The organism is Arthrobacter sp. B2I5 (genome assembly GCF_030816735.1).
Classification (GTDB): Bacteria; Actinomycetota; Actinomycetes; order Actinomycetales; family Micrococcaceae; genus Arthrobacter.
The window spans coordinates 4,432,295-4,453,009 of record NZ_JAUSYF010000001.1; the positions used below are offsets into that span (position 1 = coordinate 4,432,295).

At 60.6% G+C, this 20,715-nt stretch carries 13 protein-coding genes and 2 pseudogenes; 8 read left to right on the plus strand and 7 right to left on the minus strand.

Annotated elements, in window-relative coordinates:
* Nucleotides 1-140 precede the first annotated feature (140 nt).
* Both QFZ60_RS20630 and QFZ60_RS20635 read left to right on the plus strand, forming a co-directional pair.
* Nucleotides 141-1,547: an amino acid permease gene (locus QFZ60_RS20630; RefSeq protein ID WP_307092896.1), complete on the plus strand. Its 1,407-nt coding sequence runs from the start codon at nucleotides 141-143 to the stop codon at nucleotides 1,545-1,547.
* Nucleotides 1,548-1,569: 22 nt separating this feature from the next.
* Nucleotides 1,570-2,878, plus strand: a pseudogene (locus QFZ60_RS20635) (M18 family aminopeptidase).
* On the opposite strand, the gene QFZ60_RS20640 reads toward QFZ60_RS20635, so the two are convergent.
* The 5 genes from QFZ60_RS20640 to QFZ60_RS20660 form a co-directional block, all read right to left on the minus strand.
* Nucleotides 2,875-3,534, minus strand: a complete 660-nt coding sequence (locus tag QFZ60_RS20640; protein WP_307092897.1) for an acetyltransferase — start codon at nucleotides 3,532-3,534, stop codon at nucleotides 2,875-2,877. The pseudogene QFZ60_RS20635 and the gene QFZ60_RS20640 sit on opposite strands and share 4 nt — an antisense overlap.
* On the minus strand, nucleotides 3,531-4,658 hold the full coding sequence (locus QFZ60_RS20645; RefSeq protein ID WP_307092899.1) for a DegT/DnrJ/EryC1/StrS aminotransferase family protein: 1,128 nt from the start codon (nucleotides 4,656-4,658) through the stop codon (nucleotides 3,531-3,533). Before QFZ60_RS20645 ends, QFZ60_RS20640 begins: the two co-directional genes overlap by 4 nt.
* Before the next feature lie 85 nt (nucleotides 4,659-4,743).
* Nucleotides 4,744-5,931: a Gfo/Idh/MocA family protein gene (locus QFZ60_RS20650; RefSeq protein ID WP_307092901.1), complete on the minus strand. Its 1,188-nt coding sequence runs from the start codon at nucleotides 5,929-5,931 to the stop codon at nucleotides 4,744-4,746.
* Nucleotides 5,906-7,345, minus strand: coding sequence for a sugar transferase (locus QFZ60_RS20655; protein ID WP_373427700.1), 1,440 nt, complete (start codon nucleotides 7,343-7,345; stop codon nucleotides 5,906-5,908). The genes QFZ60_RS20650 and QFZ60_RS20655 overlap by 26 nt, the downstream gene beginning before the upstream one ends.
* A gap of 287 nt (nucleotides 7,346-7,632) precedes the next feature.
* The gene (locus tag QFZ60_RS20660; protein WP_307092904.1) at nucleotides 7,633-10,359 is read right to left on the minus strand and encodes a LuxR family transcriptional regulator; all 2,727 of its coding nucleotides are present in this window, start codon (nucleotides 10,357-10,359) and stop codon (nucleotides 7,633-7,635) included.
* 482 nt (nucleotides 10,360-10,841) lie between these two features.
* Here QFZ60_RS20660 and QFZ60_RS20665 point away from each other — a divergent pair, with 482 nt between their 5' ends.
* The 6 genes and pseudogenes from QFZ60_RS20665 to QFZ60_RS20690 form a co-directional block, all read left to right on the plus strand.
* Nucleotides 10,842-12,761, plus strand: coding sequence for a hypothetical protein (locus tag QFZ60_RS20665; RefSeq protein WP_307092906.1), 1,920 nt, complete (start codon nucleotides 10,842-10,844; stop codon nucleotides 12,759-12,761).
* A complete protein-coding gene (locus QFZ60_RS20670) occupies nucleotides 12,758-13,783 on the plus strand; it encodes an aminoglycoside phosphotransferase family protein (protein ID WP_307092907.1) in 1,026 nt (341 codons plus the stop codon). The genes QFZ60_RS20665 and QFZ60_RS20670 overlap by 4 nt, the downstream gene beginning before the upstream one ends.
* A gap of 28 nt (nucleotides 13,784-13,811) precedes the next feature.
* Nucleotides 13,812-15,278, plus strand: a complete 1,467-nt coding sequence (locus tag QFZ60_RS20675) for a lipopolysaccharide biosynthesis protein (RefSeq protein WP_307092909.1) — start codon at nucleotides 13,812-13,814, stop codon at nucleotides 15,276-15,278.
* 60 nt (nucleotides 15,279-15,338) lie between these two features.
* A complete protein-coding gene (locus tag QFZ60_RS20680) occupies nucleotides 15,339-16,481 on the plus strand; it encodes a glycosyltransferase (RefSeq protein WP_307092910.1) in 1,143 nt (380 codons plus the stop codon).
* 164 nt (nucleotides 16,482-16,645) lie between these two features.
* Nucleotides 16,646-17,962, plus strand: a complete 1,317-nt coding sequence (locus QFZ60_RS20685) for an O-antigen ligase family protein (protein WP_307092911.1) — start codon at nucleotides 16,646-16,648, stop codon at nucleotides 17,960-17,962.
* Between the two features lie 73 nt (nucleotides 17,963-18,035).
* Nucleotides 18,036-18,358: pseudogene (locus QFZ60_RS20690) on the plus strand (leucine zipper domain-containing protein); the annotation flags it as partial.
* A 143-nt stretch (nucleotides 18,359-18,501) separates the two neighbouring features.
* Here the strand turns inward: QFZ60_RS20690 and QFZ60_RS20695 are convergent.
* On the minus strand, nucleotides 18,502-19,113 hold the full coding sequence (locus tag QFZ60_RS20695; RefSeq protein WP_307092913.1) for a hypothetical protein: 612 nt from the start codon (nucleotides 19,111-19,113) through the stop codon (nucleotides 18,502-18,504).
* Nucleotides 19,114-19,537: 424 nt separating this feature from the next.
* Nucleotides 19,538-20,710: a glycosyltransferase gene (locus QFZ60_RS20700; protein WP_307092915.1), complete on the minus strand. Its 1,173-nt coding sequence runs from the start codon at nucleotides 20,708-20,710 to the stop codon at nucleotides 19,538-19,540.
* Nucleotides 20,711-20,715 lie beyond the last annotated feature (5 nt).

Genomic DNA, 20,715 nt, shown 5'->3' on the forward strand with positions numbered 1-20,715 from the left:
GGTCTGTTGGAGTGCACAAAGCAAGGCGCATAATGGCGGACCTAGGGTGAAACGACGATGTGGTGCATCACACGGTCCCCGGTGGTCCGCCACGGCACCTCGCCCAACCCATGCTATTTCCCCAACAGGACGGCGCTTCCATGCATGCTGACCAGCAACTTTCAAAGTCCCTGAAACCCAGGCACCTGTCCATGATCGCCATCGCCGGCGTCATCGGGGCAGGCCTCTTCGTCGGCTCGGGCGCCGCGATCCAGCAGGCGGGCCCCGGCATCCTCGTCGCGTACGCCGCCGCCGGCCTGGTGGTCATCCTGGTCATGCGCATGCTGGGGGAGATGGCCGCCGCAAACCCGGAGACCGGCTCCTTCTCCACGTACGCGGACAAGGCACTGGGCCGCTGGGCAGGGTTCAGCATCGGCTGGCTCTACGCGTGGTTCTGGATCATCGTCCTGGGCATCGAGGCCACCGCAGGTGCAGCCATCATGCACCGTTGGGTGCCGGGCATTGACCAGTGGGTCTGGGCCCTGGTCCTCATGGTCCTGCTGACGCTCACCAACCTCGGTTCGGTGAAGTCCTACGGCGAGTTCGAGTTCTGGTTCGCCTCCATCAAGGTGGCAGCGATCGTCCTCTTCCTGGTCTTCGGCGCCGCCGCCATCCTGGGCCTGATCCCCGGCGTCCCGGCCCCCGGCCTGAGCAACCTGATCAACAACGGCGGCTTCATGCCCAACGGTCCGGGCGCTGTCCTGGCCGGAATCCTCGTGGTGGTCTTCTCCTTCTTCGGTGCCGAGATCGCCACCATTGCCGCCGGCGAATCCGAAAACCCCGTGGACGCCGTCAAGAAGGCCGTGAAGTCCACCGTGTGGCGCATCCTGGTCTTCTACATCGGTTCCATCGCCGTGGTGGTCACCCTGCTTCCGTGGAACTCGGCCTCCGTGGCCAAGAGCCCCTACGTGGCGGTCATCGAACTGTTCGGCATCCCGGGCGCCGGAACCATCATGGACGTGGTGGTGCTGACCTCGGTGCTCTCCTGCCTGAACTCCGGCCTCTACACCGCCAGCCGCATGCTGTTCTCCCTCTCCACCCGGGGTGACGCGCCGCGTGCGTGGACCCGCATCTCCCGCCGGGGCGTCCCCGCTGCCGCCGTCCTCGCCTCCACCGTGGTCGGCTTCGTGACGGTGGGCCTGAACTACATTGCCCCGGACACGGTGTTCCTCTTCCTGGTCAACACCTCCGGTGCCATCGCACTGTTCGTGTGGCTGGTCATCTCCGCCTCGCAGCTGGTCCTCCGCCGGCGCATGGGAGCGGCAGCGAAGGACCTGCAGCTGAAGATGTGGCTTTTCCCGTACCTCACCTGGGCTGCGATCATCAGCATCGTGGCGCTGCTGATCGGCATGGTGATCGTGGAGTCGACCCGCGAGTCCCTGCTGCTCTCGCTTGCACTGGCCGCCATCGTGGTGGCGGTGGGCGTCCTGCGCTACCGCGGGAAGGGCCCGGCCACCGCCGGACAGCCGGCCGAGGCAGTGGAGGCTGCGCCGGCACCTGCCGAGTAGGCCCGGCGCTAGACTCGGGACCATGCCTTTGCCTTCCTCTGTCGCAGACCACATCCAGGACCTTGGCGCCTATGTCAGCGCATCGCCGTCGAGCTTCCACGCGGCGCATGAGGGGGGGCCGGCGGCTGGAGGAGGCCGGGTTCACCCGCCTGGATGAGCTGCAGCCGTGGGAGGGCGGGCCCGGTTCCTTCTTCATCATCCGCGACGGCGCCCTGATCGCGTGGGTGGTCCCCGAAGGTGCGGGACCATCCACCGGGTTCAACATCCTGGGCGCGCACACCGATTCGCCGTCGTTCAAGCTCAAACCCAAGCCCACCACCGGTGCCCACGGCTGGCTCCAGGCGGGGGTGGAGATCTACGGCGGCCCCCTGTTGAACTCCTGGCTGGACCGCGAGCTGCGGCTCGCGGGCCGGCTGGTGCTGCTTGACGGCACCGAGCACCTCACGGCCACGGGGCCGCTGCTCCGCTTCCCGCAGCTGGCCATCCACCTGGACCGCGCTGTCAACGAGGGGCTGACCCTGGACAAGCAGCGCCACATGAACCCGGTGTGGGGTCTGGGGAATCCCACGGACTCCGACCTGCTGGGTGTGCTGGCAGCGTCCGTTGCCGGCGCATCCGTTGATCCGGGCCAGGTTGGCGGGTACGACGTCGTCATGGCGGACGCGCAGGCACCGGCGGTTTTCGGGGGCAAGGGGGAGTTCTTCGCGTCAGGGCGGCTGGACAACCTTTCAGCCACCCACGCCGGCCTGGCGGCGCTGGCCGCGCATGCGGGCACTGCAGCTGAGGGCGGACCGATTGCGGTCCTTGCCGCGTTCGACCACGAGGAAATCGGCTCCAACTCCCGCTCCGGTGCATGCGGGCCCATCCTCGAGGACGTGCTGGTGCGCATCTCTGACGGCCTGGGCGCAACGGTGAGCCAGCGGCGGCAGGCCCTGTCGGCGTCGTTCTGCCTCTCCGCCGATGCCGGGCACGCGGTGCATCCCAACTATCCGGAGCGGCACGACCCCGCCAACCACCCCGTGCTGAACGGGGGTCCGCTGCTGAAGATCAACGCCAACCAGCGCTATGCCACCGACGCGTTCGGGGCAGCCTTCTGGGCGCGGCTCTGCGGCGAAGCAGGCGTTCCGTACCAGGAATTCGTGTCCAACAACGTGGTGCCCTGCGGTTCCACTATTGGCCCGCTCACCGCTACCAGGCTGGGAATCCGGACCGTCGACGTCGGTGTGCCCCTGCTGTCCATGCACTCAGCCCGGGAGCTGTGCGGGGTGGAGGATCCACGCCGCCTGGCCGCTGTGACGGAACTGTTCTTTCGGACTGCGGCGCAGCGCTAACGGATCCTGCCGTAGCTGTACATTCCGTGGTCAATCTCGTGGGCCGGCACCCCAACCCAGGTTTCGCCGTCTGGAACATTGCTGAGCACCCCCGCGCCCACGCCGATCGTTGCATAGTCTCCCACCGACGTTCGTTCCCGGACGCTCGAATTCAGTCCGAGATAGGCGCCTTTGCCAATCCTGACGCCACCCCCAAGTGAAACGCCGGCGGCAAACGTCGCAAAGCCGGATACATCCACGTCGTAAGAGAACGTGACGGATGGCATGGCCACCACATGGGAACCCAAAGTGACGGCGGCAGTCAGGGTGACGTTGCGCAGGAGGATGCTGCCGCGGCCCACCCGGCAGCCCTCCGGGTACTGGACTGAAGGGTCCACCGCAGTCCCGTACCTCGACTCGCCGATGCCGAGGGAAGCCAGGTGCGACACCACCGCCTCGCGTTCCCTGCTCGCGGCCATGCACACCAGGAGGAAGGCGTGCGTGTAGTTCACGGCATCGTCAATGCTGCCAAGGACTGGGGCGCCGTCCACGCTGACTCCGGCCATCTCCTTGTCATCGTCGAGCAGCCCAACCACGTCGTACTGGCCGCTGCTGCGGACCATGGCCAGGACTTCGCGGGCAAGGCCTGTGGCTCCAACGAGGATTAGTTCACTCACATTCCCACCCGGTGTGCCGTATTCCGGATGGCATTAATGACGCGGTTTATGCTGGCAGTATCCAGTTCATGGAATACCGGCAGGACCAAAGTTCGGTCACTGAGACGCTCACTGTACTGAAGCCGCGCATTGCCGGTATCCCGCCACCTGTATGCTGGCTGGCGATGCACCGCGTATGGGCCCCGACGGGCAGTTACTCCTGCCTCTGCCAACTCGCCCAGCAGTGCTTCGCGCGTAGCCGGGAAGTCGGGGAGGACCTCCACCCACAAGGACTGGAAATTGGTGGTGCCGTATGGTGGATCTGTTACAAAGCGCAATCCTTTCAGTCCTGACAGCGCGCCTGCGTAGATGCCGGCGATACGCCGCCGACGTTCCACCATCTCCGGAAGACGCCGCAACTGGCAGATCCCGATTGCTGCCTGTAGGTCCGTCATCTGGTAATCGAACCCCACTTCCAGGCATACCTCCCGGGGAGGAACGGACAGGTCCTTGTCGACAAGCGCCAGATTGCTGGAGTGCCCGCGCAAGGCCCGTGCGCGGGCAGCCCAGTCGGCCCGCCTGGTGGTGAGCATGCCGCCTTCACCGGTGGTAAGAATGTGATCAGGATGGAATGACCAGACTGCAACGTCTGCTCCAACCCCGACTGGCCTGCCTCGGTAGAGTGACCCCGCCGCACATGCTGCATCTTCGATCACAGTGATCTCATGGCGGTTGCAGAGATCCCGGATGGAGTCCAAATCGACCGGTACGCCCGCTTGATCCACAACAATCACAGCACGCGTGTCCAAAGTAAGCGCGGCATGAACGGTTTCTGCAGTCACGTTTCCGGTGGCAGGGTCAATATCGCAAAAGACTGGCCGCGCACCAACGTACGTCACTGCATTCGCTGTGGCTATGGCGGACAGTGACGGAACCACTACCTCGTCGCCCGGCCCGATTCCGGCTACGACCAGCGCGAGATGCAGGGCCGTAGTACAACTGGAGGTGGCGACGGCAAAGCGTACCCCCTGCGCGGCTGCGAAAGTGCTCTCAAACTCCCTGACTTTTCTACCCTGGGTCAGGCAACCGGAACGGACCACGTCAGCCAAAGCCTCGGTTTCTTCTTGCCCGAGCCATGGCTTCATGACTTCTATCCTGGCAACTACTGACTCCGTAGACACAAGACACCAACTTTCCTTGGAGGAGCAAGACAAAGACCAAAGGCGCCTTCTACTTTGACCACAGGATGCTCTGGGACCAGTTCCCGGCTATGTCCGGATCAGAGTCTTCCGGAAACGGTGCCATCACCCGGGATGCCTGGCCGTCAATGCTCCTGCTGCGGGCGATCGCTTCCAACATCGCCAGCACCCTCAGGCCTGGCAGGTGCGGCGGAAACCCGCCCCTTTGGCGCTGAATGCGCTTTGCCAACTCAGCGGCCATACGCCCCAGCGTTTGCTGCTCGAGGATCAACTGAGGGCCGTCTTCGTCCAGAAGCTGTGGAATTTCGGGTTCAGGGCAATATGGTGAAAAGTGTTTTTGCTGGTTGGGTAAGCAGGGATCGAGTACCTGCAGCCGCTCCTTGTGGAGACCGCCGTCCCACACCATCGTGAGCCGGGTGCCGGCTATCAACAGTTGGTGCGTTTTGGCCCGGCTTAGCCTGTTGACGTGCACGTGGACAGGAGCGTCGTTGGACAGCCTGAAATTGATGTGGCCAACACAATCACGCCCGGTTCCGAGAGGATCGCCCCCGAAAGCTGAAACCTCCAGCGGCGCCAGGCCTTCCGGGAGAACCTGGTCCAGGATGGCAAAGTTGCCCGGAGCCAGGTCCCAGAAGACATCCCGTTCTGTCTTCAAGAGGTTGGGTTCGGACAGAAGGGCTTCGACAAAGAGGATTTCACCCAACGAACCACTATCCATCAGCTTTTGGATCTTTTGGATTGCCGGCTCAAAGGAATGGGGATGGTCCGTCATCAGGACAAGGCCATTCGCCTGTGCTTCGGACACCATTTCGTGCCCTCGTACCAAGCTGTCTGCCAGTGGCTCTTCCGCCAGGACATGCTTCCCCGCCCGAAGAGCGGTCATGGTGGTTCCGTGCAGGGCACCTAGTGGTGTGGCAATGGCGGCAGTATCCACCTCAACGCTGTCCAGAAGTTCATCTATCGTCTCGAACCAGGGGACATCCCCGAGTTGCGCCGCCAGCTTGCCGGCCCGATCTATTTCCACATCGCATACCGCCGTCAGTTCCCACTCTGGGCAGGCGTGGAAGGCTCTGGCTAGGCTGGCCCCCCGGGACCCTGCACCTACTACGGCCATTCTCAACCTGGCCACGGGTTCCTTGCCCACGCCATAGTCATGTGCCACAGCATTCATTTCGTCCTCTTCCTGATAGTTCTCAGTAGGCGCCGGAAGGTTGGACAACGGCTCGGAACGTCCGCCACAAAATCAGCAGATCTCCGGCGATCGACCAGTTTTCGACGTAGTACAGGTCCAGTCGGACAGCTTCATCCCACGAAAGATCCGAGCGCCCATTGATCTGCCAAAGGCCGGTGAGGCCGGGCTTAATGAGGAGACGCCGGTGGGTGTATCGTTCATATGCGCTGACTTCGCTTGCAAGCGGAGGCCGGGGGCCCACAAGACTCATGTCGCCAACAAGTACGTTCCACAGTTGCGGCAGTTCATCCAGTGAATACTTGCGCATCCAGCGTCCGCACCCGGTAACCCGCGGATCGTTGTGCATCTTGAACAAGACCCCTGCGCCCTCATTGTTCACGGCCAAATTTGCCAAACGCTCCTCGGCGTCCACAACCATGGACCGGAACTTGTACATTCCGAACGTACGTCCGTCCTTTCCAATTCGCTCTTGCCGGAACAGGACCGGGCCGACGCTGTCCTTCCTGACTATGGCGGCGAGTAAGAGCAGAAGCGGTGACAAGACGAGAAGGGCGCTGCCGGCGAGTGCCACATCCACCACGCGCTTGAGGATATGTCTTCCGCCGGAGTACTGGGGGATATCAACGTGCATGAGCGGCAACCCTTCCACCGGGCGCCAATGGATACGGGGCCCGGCCACATTTGTCAGGGTGGCTGCCAGCACCATCTCCGCGGAACACTCCTCAAGCTTCCATCCCAGTTCCCGGATGAATCTGTTGCCGCCGGGAAGTGGTCCGGCGATGATTACCGCATCCGCCGCAGCGAGCCTCGCTGTCCGTGGAATGTCATCCGTGGAGGAAAGGACCGGGACCAGACGATTGTCCACCCGAAGCCTGGCCCCCCGCCGCGAACCGGGCAGGCAGACACCCAGGATTTCGTACACTGGGCCGGATTTTTTCTCGATTTGATGGACAACATACCGGACATCTTCGGGTTCGCCGACGACGATGGCACGTGACAGGTGGCGCCCCTTCGCCTTTTCCGCCGCCAACCGCCTTCGAAACGCCCACCGGTTGGCAGTGAGCCCTAAGATTCCCGCGGGCAGGGATATGGTGACCAGGGCGGTGCCACCGTGTATCGAGAGCACCACTGCGACAAGGGCAAGAAAGCCAAACACACGGAAGCTGGCTGCAGCTACACGTTTGTACTCATCAGCCCCCACTCCCAAAACCTTCGGATCGCGGGTGCGGTGAATTTCCAGCGCGGCAATCCATATCACTGCCACTGCTGCGGTGGCAACGGCCCCAGCTTTGGAGCCGTCACGGAACAACCCGCGGTTGGCCAGCTCCGAGCCCAGGAGCACGGAAGCCGCCACCCAGAGGGAGTCAGTGATTCTTAAGAGGTTGATATGCGTTGCGATCCAATCGGCAGATGCTTTCCGTCCCGTGGCTGGTTCGGCCACGCTGACAGGCTTCGCTGAGCCTGCCGAAATTCCCGGGGCAGGGTAGTCGGTTGCAACGTTGCCGGCGTATAGCGTTCGCCCGGCCCTCGTGTAGGTGATTGGGTGCCGATCCCGGGTAATAGGTACTTCTGCCATCGTGGCCCCTAACGGTATGTTCACCGGTGTTGTGATTGTGACGCAAAACTAGCTGGGGAGAGCAGCAGGCGTCGGGTTTTGGCAGGTTCCTTGTGGGTCCTGCCAAGTGATGTTGTGGAAAATGCGGGGAACTGCAAAGGAACCGGAGAACCCTACAGAACCGGCAGGACGTAAGGCTCCGAGACCGATTTGGTTTTCCCCGCTGCAAGTGCGGTCAGCTGGGCCCTCGACTCGACTCCGAGCTTGCGATAGATGCCGGTAAGGCGCACTTCCACAGTTCGGACTGAAACGAACAGCGTTGCCGCAATTTCCTTGTTGCGCATTCCCCTGGCAACCATGTTGGCCAGGACGCGTTCATGATCGGCAAGCAGAAGTAGGGCAGCGTTGCCCATTTCGCCGGGTGTCTCTACCCTCTCGTCAAGAAGTAGGGCATCCACTTGCTGCAGCCATGCGTTGGCCCCAATTTCGTCGAAAACGACCTTCGCACGCATCATCTCGTCCCGGGCATCGCGCAACCTGCCCAGTGCCTTCAGCCTTTCCGCGTAGCACAGCATTGTCCTGCCGCGCTCAAGCAGAGACTCCTGCCGATTTCGGTTCTCAAGTGCCAGGGCGAATAACTGCAGGGATTGCTCACCGTCCGCCAGCATCGCCCGGCTGCGCGCCACCGCCGCCATCAACCACGGGGAGCGAAGCCCCACGGACCGGCTTTCCAGGTTTGCAAGGGCTTGGGTAGCCTCGCGATGCCGGCCCAGTCGAATGAGGACCTCAACAAGATCCGTGTCGCACCGGAGCAGGGCCGGATTATTGAAGCGCAAGCCTATTTCCGCTGCCCGGGAGAGTTGGGCCAACGCTTCAGCAAGGTCCCCCCTGAGTAACGCAAAATGGCCTTGCCAGGCGGCAAGCTGTGCAGTTATGGCAGCATGGCTTTCAACACCGGCGTGGCGCTGCGCTTCTTTCGCGGAGGCTTGAGCCAGTTGCTCATCCCCGAGTGCGTGGGCCCGCCAGGCGCGCAGGACATGGCGCATCCCGCGATGGTAGTTAACCGCGGGTTCGCGCACTTCGAGTTCGTCAATCAGCTTGACGGCTGTCCTCACGTTGCCAGCCCTGATTTCGTTGTCTGCCGAGAGGAACAGGGCTGTTTCACCCCAATTACAGCTTGCGCCCGCAGCGGCAGACCGCACCCTCGCGAAGATCTCATGCGCTTCGCTGTGCCGTTCGGCGTAGCTGAGGGCGCGGCCCTGAATCAGCAGACCCGCAATGGTGTTGTCTCCGTCCGGGCTAAGCTTGCGGCCAAGAGGCTCCGACTCTCCGCCAATGCACTCCGTCAGGAGCTTTGCCCGTTGGGTAATTTCAAGGCATTCAGCGGAAGCAGAGTCCTTGAATTCCTGTACGCGGCCCAGAACGTCCCTGGCGTCCGCCAGCTCCCAGCGCTCCGCATAGTAGGTGGCAGCGATGGCGAGCAAAGTGGCCGCAAAGGAAGGATCATGCTGGCCAAACTCCTTCACGAGGCGCAAGACCATGACCGAGCGGATGGCTGCACCCTGGATGAAGCCGATTTCGAATAAGAGTCCCGTTAAACGCAGGATGAGGGCGGGATTTCGGGTTACCCGCTGAGCCCACTCCAGGTAGCGCTTGGCAAAAACGAACTCGCCGCGGTTAATCAGAAGCTCGGCCACGGTGGCAAGGCGGGCAGCAGTTTCCCCCTCCCATGGGTTGATGCTCAATGCACGTTCAACGTATTCGATAGCGAAGGGAACCTCCCCCAACCTGATCAGGTCTACCGCGTGGCGAAGCAATCCGAAGGGTGTTTGCCGTTCCAATGCGGTAAAGCTGAGATGCCACCTGCGGGAGTAAGGGTCTGTTGATTCCGAAGCTTCCGCGAGGGCCCGATGACTGGCGGTGCGGATGGCAGGCGTCATGGCTCCGAAGATGTACCCGCGAAGCAGTTGGTCGCGAATGCTGATGTGAGGACCGGTCCTTCGCACTATCCCGCGGCTCAGCAGTTCCTCCAATGCCGACCAAACATCGGCATTCAATTTCTCAATCGTTGATATGTCGCTTCGAAATGAAAGGGACAAGAGATCCAGGACGTTGCGGGCAGCTGCTGTGAGCCCTCCAACAGCCAAAGCGAATTCAGCCTCGAAGCTGCCCCTGCAGGGGAAGGGAACGGGGAGGGCTAACTTGCCCTCCGACTGGCGCTCCAGGAGTTGCTTGTAAAGTTCGACGGCGGCGAGTGGGTTTCCACGGCTGGCTGCGGCAACAGCATGGGCAGCAGCGGGCGTACCCTGGCCGGCAGGGAACGCCTCGAGCATCTTCACAGTATCGCTGAAGCTGAGCGGTTGAAGACTCAGGGCAGGCAGGCCGGAAAACGGGCTGTCAGTGGTTTCCTCCCGCAGGCCAACAAACAATGCGATATCGGTCCCCGCGAGGCGCCGTGCAAGAAAGCCAATCACTGCCTGACTGCTCGGATCCAATTGGTCAGCATCGTCTATGACGATGACCGTCCTGGAAGAGGAGCGCTGATGGAGCCCATGGAGAAACATGGCGGAAATTGCCGGCACGTCCAGGGCTCCAGCCGTATCGCGGAGTAGCTCATCCGCAATTCCGTTGAGGACAGGGTCATCCATGGCATTGAGGAGGGCTGTAAGTCCGGACATGGACCAGGAGGACTCGAAGGCGCTGGCACTGAGGTAGATGGTCCTGTGGTCAGAAAGCTGTGGAATTTCGGAAAGCAGTGCTGACTTGCCAATTCCATGGACTCCGACAAGGGCAAGGGCGGTATCTTTGGGCCCTCTGATCACGGAAAGGAGCCTGTCCAACTCTCTGTTTCGTCCTGCCAGTGACATAGGTCCCCAATTCTCGAAGAAGGAGACCCGCATTCTTTCGCTGTTAGTAGTTACAGAACTTACTGCGCCTCCTCCGAATATGTGAATAATCGTTGGAGGCGGTTTGCCGGCGGCTTATCACCTTCGGCGCGGTACCCAGCCGTAAAGGCGAATATAGCCGTGTTTCCGAGGGCAACGCCATAGAACATTCGTTTAGATTTCATCAAGATCGCCCCTTGTTTTCATCAAGATGGTCGGCTCGCTCCCTACCTACCTAACGGGCGCTGAACCATCATCCCCTACCTAACCGTGGACGCGGCCTGGCTTACCCCCATACTTACGTAGCCCGAGGGTCCGGGGGGCATAAAAGCGAGTACTCACTACTCGTGATGCCGTCGCTACCGCGGCGTAAGCTCGCCTGACCGCCAGAAAGCCGCTGGTGCGGTGCTGGTGTTGACCACCAAACCGGGAGTATGCACTCCCTTTCTGGTGCAAACCGCGACGCTGAAACGACTTGTCATTAAGGGGTAAGTGAATTGTCGATTATTCCTCAGCTTCCCGATTCGAATGCCTATTCAAGCGTGGCAGGCGGGCTCGGTGATGGCCGGGAGCGTGAATCAAGAATAAACCCAGAACTGGCATCTGCATTCTATGTTTTGGAGAATACGGGTTATCCGTGGCTCCTGCTGAGAGGCGAAAGTGATCTGCTGCGTCCGGCCGGTGATGTGGACCTGCTTGTGTCCCGAAGGTTACTGCCACGATTGGACCAAATTCTTGAAGCTGCCGGATTCCTGCGGGTAACGGCACATGGGCATGGCAGCCACCGTTTTTATTTCCGCTACATTGCTGATGAAGATCTTTGGATAAAGCTGGACATTGTTTCGGATATCGCTTTTGGGCAATTCCAGGAGATGCGGACGGGCCTTGCTGCCGGCTGCTTGAGACGCCGGGTAGCCCATGGGCCACTCTGGCTACCGGAACCTCACGACCAGGCGTGGTTGCAGATTTTGCATTTGGTGCTGGATAAGAGACAAATTGCATCGCAGAGAATAGCCGCCGCCCGTGCCGCAGGTGCCGTGGCCACAGCGTCCGATCCGGTGGCTACTTTCCTGGACCGCAAGTTCGGCCAGGGGAAAGCGGAAAGCCTTTTGGACATGTTGCGTTCCGGAAGTTTCCATCAGGTGCCGGGGGCGGCAACTGCCTTGTCGCGGAACTGGGAAAAGTACACATCGTCGCCCAGGATAATTTCGCTAACCAACCGGGTCCTTCGACGCATAGGACCGCGCCTCACGGGGCGGGGACCGGTGATCGGAGTCCTCGCTCCGGATGGAGCCGGCAAAACCACTTTGCTCGATAGTCTGCGCACGCACTGTCCACTGCCCTCGGCTTACGTCTATATGGGCTTATGGGCGGGAAGCCCACATGATCCCTTGATCCAAAGAATTCCCGGCGCTGTGCTGGTCAGGAAGGTCTTCCGCATACTCCGCGGGGGACTTACCGCCCGGTACGCGTCCCTGCGCGGCCGCGTGGTGCTCATGGACAGACTTGCCGAAGACACCTTGCTGGCTGACGCGCGGAGCAAAAGCCGTTTGGGTGCATTGACAGATGCATTCGCCCTGAAACTGCAGCCCACGCCCAATCTTGTGCTTGTCCTCGACGCGCCAGGGGAACTGATGTTCCGCCGGAAGGGAGAACACAGTCCGCAGAAATTGGAAGAGTGGCGGGCCGCCTATCTTAGACTCGCAGCCGAACTCCCGTCGGCCTGCATTGTTGATGCCAGCCAGCCAGTTATTCAGGTCCGGCGCGATGCTTCACGGTTATTGTGGCGCATGGCCGCAGCGGATCAGACGGAGGTGCCCGGGGATTCAGGTCCACTCGCGCTGCATTTGTGGACGTTGCTCGACTGGCGGTTCCTGCTTCCCGTCGCACAGCCGGGCAGGGTGGGCTATGGAGGCAGCATGAGCCCGGACGCCGCCAAGGCTATTGGCCTGCTGGACCCCAGCGCGAGCCACATAGCGATGGATGGACGGACCGGCCAGCAGGCTGAATTTGACCTGGTCCTGCTCTCGCTGCCAAACCGGCAACTACTCGAGAAGGGTGTTGGGTCCCTCCGTGCCGGCGGCTGGATGTGCCTACAGATACACCCGCAAATCTTCGTAAGGTCTGGCCCGCGTACCCTCCGTGGTTGGAAAAGGGTCTTGGAGCGCTGCGGCTTCGATGATGTGGCCGTCTATTGGCTCGTTCCTACACTCGAACATCCAGAGCGGGTTGTTCCTACTGATTCTGAAGCTGCTGTCAAAGACACTATTTCCCACTATTCGGGTGCACGGTTTGGTAGAGCAAAAGCCCCTGTTGCGAGACTGGCGCTGCGACTGGGTCTGTTCAATACTGTCGCCCCTGCAGGAATGGTGGTCGGGCGGCGAACGGGAGAAACCGGCGGGGAAGAGACCAAGTGAAATATATAGACCATATCCTCCGCGACCACTTCCGTGAATTGGAACTTGGGTCCTTTGGTATTCAACCCGGCTGGAGCACTCTGTTGCTTACGCCGCAGTTTGTCACGTCCCGGCACGTGGTAGCGCTGGTCTTTGCCGAGGGTGCCAAGGAACCCAGCCTGGTGGTGAAGATTCCCCGCCAGCCGGGAGACAATGCCAGCCTGCGCAGGGAAGCCCACGTGTTGCTCCAACTCAAAGAGCTGGGTGTCGGTTCCGAACAAGGGGCGCCGGAGGTCGTTGGAGTACTTGACGTCGCCGAGCAAACAGTGCTGATTGAAACAGCAGTGAAGGGCAGTCTGTTGGAACCGCACCTTGTCGTGGAAAACTTTGCCCGGGCCCTTCATGCGGGTGAGGAATTCGTGGCTGCCCTGCCCTGCACGAAGCAGGTTGCAGAGAACCGGGACTGGTATGAGCGGACAATCGCCCGTCCCTTGGAGGACCTCGCCTTGCTGGTGCCGGCAGACACCGGAGTTGCGGAGCTCATTGACCGAACTCATCAGGCGCTCGCACCGCTGCGTGAGGAGGAGCTTCCGGCGGTTGTTGAACACGGAGACCTCAGCTACCAGAACCTTTTCCTACATCGGAATGGCCGGCTGCAGGTGGTTGACTGGGAGCGCTCGCGAATGGACGGCCTGCCGGCCCACGACCTGGTTTTCTATCTTCAATACATCGGTCAGTCCCAGGAAAAGGCGCTGTCGTCCCGCCAGCTTCAAGTTCGCGCCTTTGACAACGCATTCTGTCCAAATGGCTGGGCAGTTGCTCCCGTCATGAAGCACCTGCGGCGGCGCGACGTCAACCCGGAATTGCTCCCTTATCTGGTCATTGCGACCTGGGCGAGATCCACGGCCACAATGGCATACAGGCTGGCAGGCCAGGAAACAAATGCAGGGAAATCCGGACACTTGCAGGCGGCAGTCACTTCTGACCGCGATTTTTGGTTGTGGCGGCATACGGTCACCGACTGGACGCCGCAGGGCCTGTAATGGCAGCCACAGGAAGGGTTCTTAGGACATGACCAATGTTGCTGATGGACTGGCCAGGGTTGGCTTCAGGGGGGCCGTTTGGCAAGGTATTGCGCTTGTCTCCGGCAAGGGGATAGTGCTCATCACAACAATCGTGCTTGCGCGTCTCCTGTCGCCCGAAGAATACGGCCTGGTGGCGGCAGCGCTGGTCCTTATGGCCTACATTGAGACTATTGCAGATGCTGGTGTGGCGCAGGCCCTGGTATATCTCCCTGCTTCCCCAATAACAGCCCGCTCGGCGCTCCTGGTCTCAGTGGTCCTCGGCGCATTGCTTACCGGTTTGGCCATCCTGGCAGCGCCGTGGATCGGAGAACTGTTCCAGTTGCCCGAGGTTGCACCCTTGGTCAGGGTCCTCGCCATTGCACTGCTCGCCACGGCCCTCGGTGCGGTGCCGGAAGCACTGCTGAGGCGTGACCTTCAGTTCAAGAAGTTGGCCGTCGCGCCGGTACTGCGTGCTTTAACCACCGGTACCGTCAGCCTCGTTCTTGCCTTTGCTGGTTATGGAGCCTTCTCCCTGGCAGCGGGAACGGCATCCGGATCGGTCGCATACGCCATCGCTTGCTGGTTCCTCGTCCGCCAATCAGCGCCTTGGCAGATTTGGCGCGTGGCCCAGGATGCCATTCGAGCTACCCTCAAGTTCGGAGTTCCAGTAGCCGGCAGCAACTTGCTCGCACGACTGATCTTTGATGTGGACTATCTCATCATTGCAGTGGTTCTCGGGGCACAGGCTCTCGGTTACTACACGCTGGCATTCCGGCTCCCAGAGGCACTCATCATCAACGTTTTTTTCGTCCTTTCCACCGTCTTGTTTCCCCTTTACACGCAGGTTCAAGACCAGCGCGGACGACTGCGTGATGGTTACCTGAGGGGCGTTCGGATTCAGGCTCTCTATGGAATGACAGCGGGTGTTGGATTGGCTGTACTGGCGCCTGTGGTCGTCCCGTTGGTTTTCGGATCGAAGTGGAGTGATTCGGTTGTTCCGCTCGTCTTCCTGTCGCTGTATGCTGCGGCGCGTTCGCTGGGAGCCGGAGCAAACGACGTGTATAAAGCGATTGGCAGGCCTGGCATTTCAATTGCTTTTTCAAGCATTCGGCTGGCTGTGCTGGTGCCCGTCCTGCTATTTGGTTCACAGTGGGGAATCATCGGCGTTGCTGTTGCCCAAATGGCGACGGCAGTCCTTTTCGCCTTCGGCATGCAGGCGGTGGCTGCGAAAGTGCTGGGGATAGCCCCAAAAGCTTTGCTGCAGGCAATTTTCCCTGCACTGGCCTGCAGCCTCATTGTGGCAATTACGGGAATGGGCATCTTCCTCCTCCCCTATCTCGGCGGCCTGCCAACTGCCGGACTGGTGGTGGCAACCGCTGTCGCCGCGGTGTACTTCATTCTGCGGTTCTGCTTTACGTCATTGCACGACGAGCTGCTGGTCCTGCTTCGCCGGAAGAGGCATCAATCCGCATGAACGTGGAGTAAAGGCAGCAGCACTCCCCCGCAGCAACTTCAATCTGGAGCATGGAGCGACATGAGTAAATCAGAAGAAAAGGCCACAGCAGATTCCCTGCTGGTTCGGGCATCCCTCATACTTGTCGCGCCAAGTGTAAATTCGGGCGGTGTCGGAGACTACACACAAGAGCTATTTGCCGCGATAGTACCTTCCTTTTCTTCCTTCCGTGAGATCAGGACTGGCGGCCCTGGGGACGTGGGTGTCTTTGAGCTGCTTGGTCACCGGGCACAGTTGGCAACGGCAATAAGGGAAGCAGTACGCCGGGGACCGGTTGTTGTCCACTTCGAGTTGTCCGCAGCATCGCTTGCCCCCTTTTGGCTGCTGGCCGGCTGCACTCGTCAGGTGATTATTTCAGCAACCGTTCATGACCCCCCCTGGGCGGTTTGGTGGCCCTTCCGGGTCAACTTCGTGGCAATGAGAAAGTGGCTCCACCACGGGATCCACCTTCCGCTTCGCCCACTAAGCAAGCGCCTCGAGCGATGGGCGCTAAGGAAGGCCACTTTGCTCGCACTTACAGAAGTCGGCGTGCAGGCCCTGCGGGAGGCATTCCCGGCCTGCCCCGCACTTCGTGCCCGCCACTTTATCCCGTCCCGCGCCGCTCTAAAACCAGCTTTTGACCGGCCGCTCGCAGTTGGACTGTATGGCCACGCAGCCAAAGGCAAAGGATTCGAACGACTTGTGGAACTCCGCCGGGCACTTCCGCCAGAGGTGGGTGTAGTCGTTGCGGGACGTGGAACCGAGAAACTTTCGGCGGTCCCCGGAGTTACCATTCTCGGCGCCGTTGAGGACCGTGAAGAAGATGCCTTCTTCGAGTCGGTGAGGGCGATCCTGTTGCCATACGACAAGACGAGCCGGTTCTATGGAAAAATGCTGCCGGCGTCCGGTGTGGTCTCGCGGGCTTTCGCATATGGCACCCCCGTGCTGGGTTTCAATTCCGAAACCTTGGGTGAAGCATCCACAGCGGGCGGACTTGTCGCAGTTCCCAACGACGTCCACGCGCTGGCGCATGCGGCTTACCGCGTCATCAGGGACCAGTCGGAACTTGAACGCCTCGAAAGCGAGATTGGGGAGCTCCAAAAGGAGCAGTCAGTCCGGCAGGCCGCCGTACCTTTCGTCTCGTTCTGGCGGGATGCCATCAATGTGGCCCAGCAGAAACGTTAGCCTCGGCGCTGTGCTGCCGCCCCAGGTGGAAACACCGTCGTCCCCTGTTCTTACTGCGGCTATCCACATACTCCTGACGGAGACCTATAGACCCTCGGAAAGTCGGAATAACGTGGAAAACAAGCAAGAAGCTACTTGCCTTAGCAGCCGGAGATGATCTGCGCGTGGAGAACCTTTATCTCGGACTTGGTAGTGCCGCAGCCATACTTTCCCTGGTGGCAGTCCTAACGCACCCTGACCGCCGGTCTGCACTTTCATTCCTGCTCGGCGCTTCTGCCGGGCTGGTCGGGGTGCAGATCTTCCGCATCCACGCTTTCACAATCCTTGCGGTGATCTGGCTGTGCGTTCCCCAGGGCGCTGGCAACAGGAATTCTGCAAAGTTCCTGGCACCGCTTGGCATCGCCGCGGTTTTGTTCGCGTCCACAGCGCTCCTCGGAGATCTCGTCAACAGTCCAACCCTCGCACTGCAATTACTTGGTCTTGTTGGGTCCGCCGCCATTGTGGTGTTGCGATCCAGCCGGGAGGATGCAAAGGCCATGCTGTGGGGCCTTCTCGTCGTTTCAACCATCGGCAGTGCTGTGGGCTTGTTGCAGGTCTTTAAGCTGGTGCCCAGTGATCTTTGGCACTTACAGATCAGCGCTGTCGGTCGTCCCACCGGCATCTACCCGGAGCCTGACTGGTTGGGCATGTACGCCGGCGTCGGAGTCATCCTGAGTTGGCGCTTGTCGCTTCCAAGGGCGGCGAAGGTACTTTTCAGTCTGACAAATTTCATGGTGCTGGTGTTGGCAATGGCCCGTGCGTCATGGGTTGCCATGGTGGGAACCCTTCTATTGGTCTTGTGCGCCGCGGTCGTCCACAGGGGAACACATGCGCGTGCCCCCAGGCTGAAGGGTCCCCGGAAAGGACGCCTGGCCGCTGTTAGCGCTGCAGTCCTGGCATCAATGATCGCGCTCACGGCAGTTCCGCAACTCCAGGAGGACCTGGTCAGGCGGATTTCGACCATGATAGGCACCGTTCAGGAGGACGACATATCGGGCCAGGCACGGATCAGGCAAAACGATTCATTGATGACTTTGGCCGATTCTGTACCGGTATACGGACATGGCATCAGTGCAGCTGGGCGGGTAGGTGCGTGGGGACAAATCGATGCGGTCGGCGACTCACAAAACAACGTCGCCAGTAACTGGATACTGGGCATGTGGGTTGACGGCGCCTGGTTCGCGATCCCACTCATTACATTCCTGATCGCGCTTGCACTGATTCGGCTCCGGACAATCCCGGGGCAGCTACTGACTTTCTGCCTGATCAGCAGTCTTTTTTCGAATGCGGTTTTCTTCCCGATAACGTGGCTCTTGGTCGCCTTGGCGATCACTGCCGGTCAGCGCCTGCACAACACAAGTGCCGCTGAACGGCCAGCCGCTGATTCCTTGGCAAGAGTGGCTGGATCAGGACCCCACACGTTGGAGGCACCTGCAGCGTAGTCTTAGGGCGATGCCAGCGGTGTTGTCCCACCAGACCTTATTTCAGCCTGGTGACAAACGGGACTAAGGCGAAATGTATGCAGGGCCTCGCCAGGTGTATTCCCAGGCCAGGGGAAAGCTCGCCCCGTTTGGTCATTGAGCAGGGCTAGGGCTGGACGTTGCACCGTGCCGCACAGCGTTTCCAGTGCTCGCCCGCCACGGGTAAGAAGTGGGTAGACCGGCACCGCGCCTATGGTGAAGACGGTATGGCTGATCTTTCCTCACGGCCACGGCTGAGCCCGAACCGCACACCGGTGCGCACCGCTATGAACACCACAACGCCGGAGACCTCGTTCACGTGGACATCGAGAAGCCCGGGCATATCCCGATGGCGGCGGACACCGCCTCCTGGGCCGGGGTCCACCCGTGCACACCGCGCGCAGCATGTAGGCCCGCCTGAATGAAAGCAAGCCGCCCGGATGTCATCAAGAGACCCGCATTGAGGATGCCAAGCCCAGAGCGCGGCCAAAAGCCAGGTGGGCTCCTACTGGTATAGCGGCCTATTTTCTGTTGCTTGGAGAAAGCCAATTCCGGCACAGATCAGCCCAGCCCTTGGACGCATCCTCATGGAAGAGTTTGCCGGCGAGGGCTGCTTCGGTTCTTCCCTGGCGGAGCGCATAATCAATGGCGCTCAGCCAGCCGTCAATTGGGGTGTCGCGCTGTTCGCCTGATTCCGTGACCAGGAGCCTGGAATCCGGTCCGTATAGGTCGCGGAGGCTGGTGCCTGCGCGACCAACAATGGGTACGGCCTGTTCCAGGGCTCGGATAGCGATGCCGCTCTGGTAGAAGCGCTTATAGGGGATGATAATGGCGTCACTCCTTGAAATCAGGCCATCAAGCTCGTCTTCAGAGACGAAACGGGCATCAACCGTCCAACCTTTGACGTTCGGCCAGCCCCGACCGACGATTTCAAGGTTGCAGTTAGACCTCAACCTGGAGGCTAATTCCTCAAGCAGCGCCACGTCCCGGTCCGGCTTATATTGACCGAGCACACGAATATTCGGCCTTCTTCCGCCGCCGTTGCCCCCGGCCTGCTCTTGTACGGCATCAACCACTGGAAGCATTGGATGTGGCAACAAGGTCAAACCGGAAGCCAAGCCCAACTCGCTCATGGCCTCTGCTGCCTCCTTGCTGTGCACCAGAGCGGGCGGCCGCCTCCTGAGGAGTCCTGACAGCCTCGCGGTCATGGTGTTGCTGCCAATGGATCGCACGAGCGGTCGCGGATCATGGTAAACGATGCTCCCGGAGTTGCCGCAGGTGAGTTTGACAGTAAGGAAGTCCAGGAAGCCGAGTACAGGCCAGGTTAGAAGGACTCCACTGGGCCCAGAGCTTCCGCGCGCCAGGCGCCGCGCCGAAAGGAGCGCCTGGGAATAGGAAAGAAGCCAGCGTAGCCGTCCCTTTCCTGATTGCGACGGTTCTACTATAGAAATCAATTCCGTCTCCACGCCGGCGTCCTGCAGGTGACCGCAAAGGGCTGCAGTGTAATGGTCAAGAGCCACGCCAAGTGGGTTGACTACGACGATCCGCGCGCGGCCGCTAGTGAAGGGTTGCCCGGAAATTGCCCGCACCGTGGATGTCATGCGTGTCCGCCCCCTGCCCCTCTGTTGTCTTTTCTTCGCCGATAGCCTCCTGCAGGGCGAGTTCGTACCGAGTGCATACGTCCGTCCAGTCGTACTGGGAGGCTGCCCTTTTCCTGTTGGCCTCCCTCACCTTTGCCCGCTCGTCGTCGTCCTTCAGCATTCGTTCCAGCGCCCTTTTGATCGCCAATGGTTCCGGGGGCACCAGATACTCGTCTGACCCGAGGACTTCGGCGTTGTAGGGGGTGTTGCGAGCTACAACCGGCGCACCGCACGCCATTGCCTGAACCAAGGCAGGATTTGTTCCTCCAACACTGTGACCATGGAAGTAAGCGCCGGCATGCTGCCATAGTGACAGGAGCTTTTTGTCGTCGCTGAGGTGGCCGAGCCAGTCCACATTTGGATGCTCACTTAGCCTGCGGGCAGCATCATCAAGTTCGCCGCCATACCCCGTGGATCCCACGATCACTACCCTGTGCTGCTCGGCAATGAGCTCCGCCGCTTCAAAGAATTCAGAAATCGTGTTTTCGGGAACGAACCGGGCGACCATGAGCACATAACCATCATGCTGATACCCTGGCACCACTTCACTCGGAGCGGGTATGCGTCCGCCATAGGGAATGAAAACACTGTCGCGGCCGAATTCTTCCCTCCACCGTCGCTGGATCTCAAGGGAGTCACTTACCAGGATTGTGCCGTACCGGGCTGTCAACCGGGCCCCAAGTTTGAAGACGAATTTGGCGGTGCGGTTCCACTTGGCACGTTCCCATTCGATGCCGTCAACGTTCACAACACTCGGTATTCCGCGCAGCCTCAGCAGCGGGAGGAAGAAACCGTTCGCGACGTTCATCACCAAGGCAACCTTGGGTTTATGCACCAGCGAATGTAGAACCGAGGTTAACCCAAATGAGAGAGTGCTCAGGGACTTACTCTCAAGCCCCCACGTTCTTGTGGTCCTCACCCGACAGTCGCGTGCCTCGTCGTCGTCCTTCGTTTGACCTGCCCGGCAGTAGACGTTCACATCCCAGCCGTTGTCGGCGAGGAACGGAGCAAGGTGCCTAACCGCAGTCTCAAAACCGCCGTAGTAACTTGGGTAGCCGCGTGTGCCAATGACAACCACAGACTTGGACATTCGTT

Bases quoted from the DNA above. Each gene is read 5' to 3' on its own strand.
- QFZ60_RS20700 (WP_307092915.1), bottom strand. From the start codon at position 20,710: ATGTCCAAGTCTGTGGTTGTCATTGGCACACGCGGCTACCCAAGTTAC.
- QFZ60_RS20695 (WP_307092913.1), bottom strand. From the start codon at position 19,113: ATGAGCGAGTTGGGCTTGGCTTCCGGTTTGACCTTGTTGCCACATCCA.
- QFZ60_RS20680 (WP_307092910.1), top strand. From the start codon at position 15,339: ATGAGTAAATCAGAAGAAAAGGCCACAGCAGATTCCCTGCTGGTTCGG.
- QFZ60_RS20675 (WP_307092909.1), top strand. From the start codon at position 13,812: ATGACCAATGTTGCTGATGGACTGGCCAGGGTTGGCTTCAGGGGGGCC.
- QFZ60_RS20660 (WP_307092904.1), bottom strand. From the start codon at position 10,359: ATGCGGGTCTCCTTCTTCGAGAATTGGGGACCTATGTCACTGGCAGGA.
- QFZ60_RS20645 (WP_307092899.1), bottom strand. From the start codon at position 4,658: ATGAAGCCATGGCTCGGGCAAGAAGAAACCGAGGCTTTGGCTGACGTG.
- QFZ60_RS20630 (WP_307092896.1), top strand. From the start codon at position 141: ATGCATGCTGACCAGCAACTTTCAAAGTCCCTGAAACCCAGGCACCTG.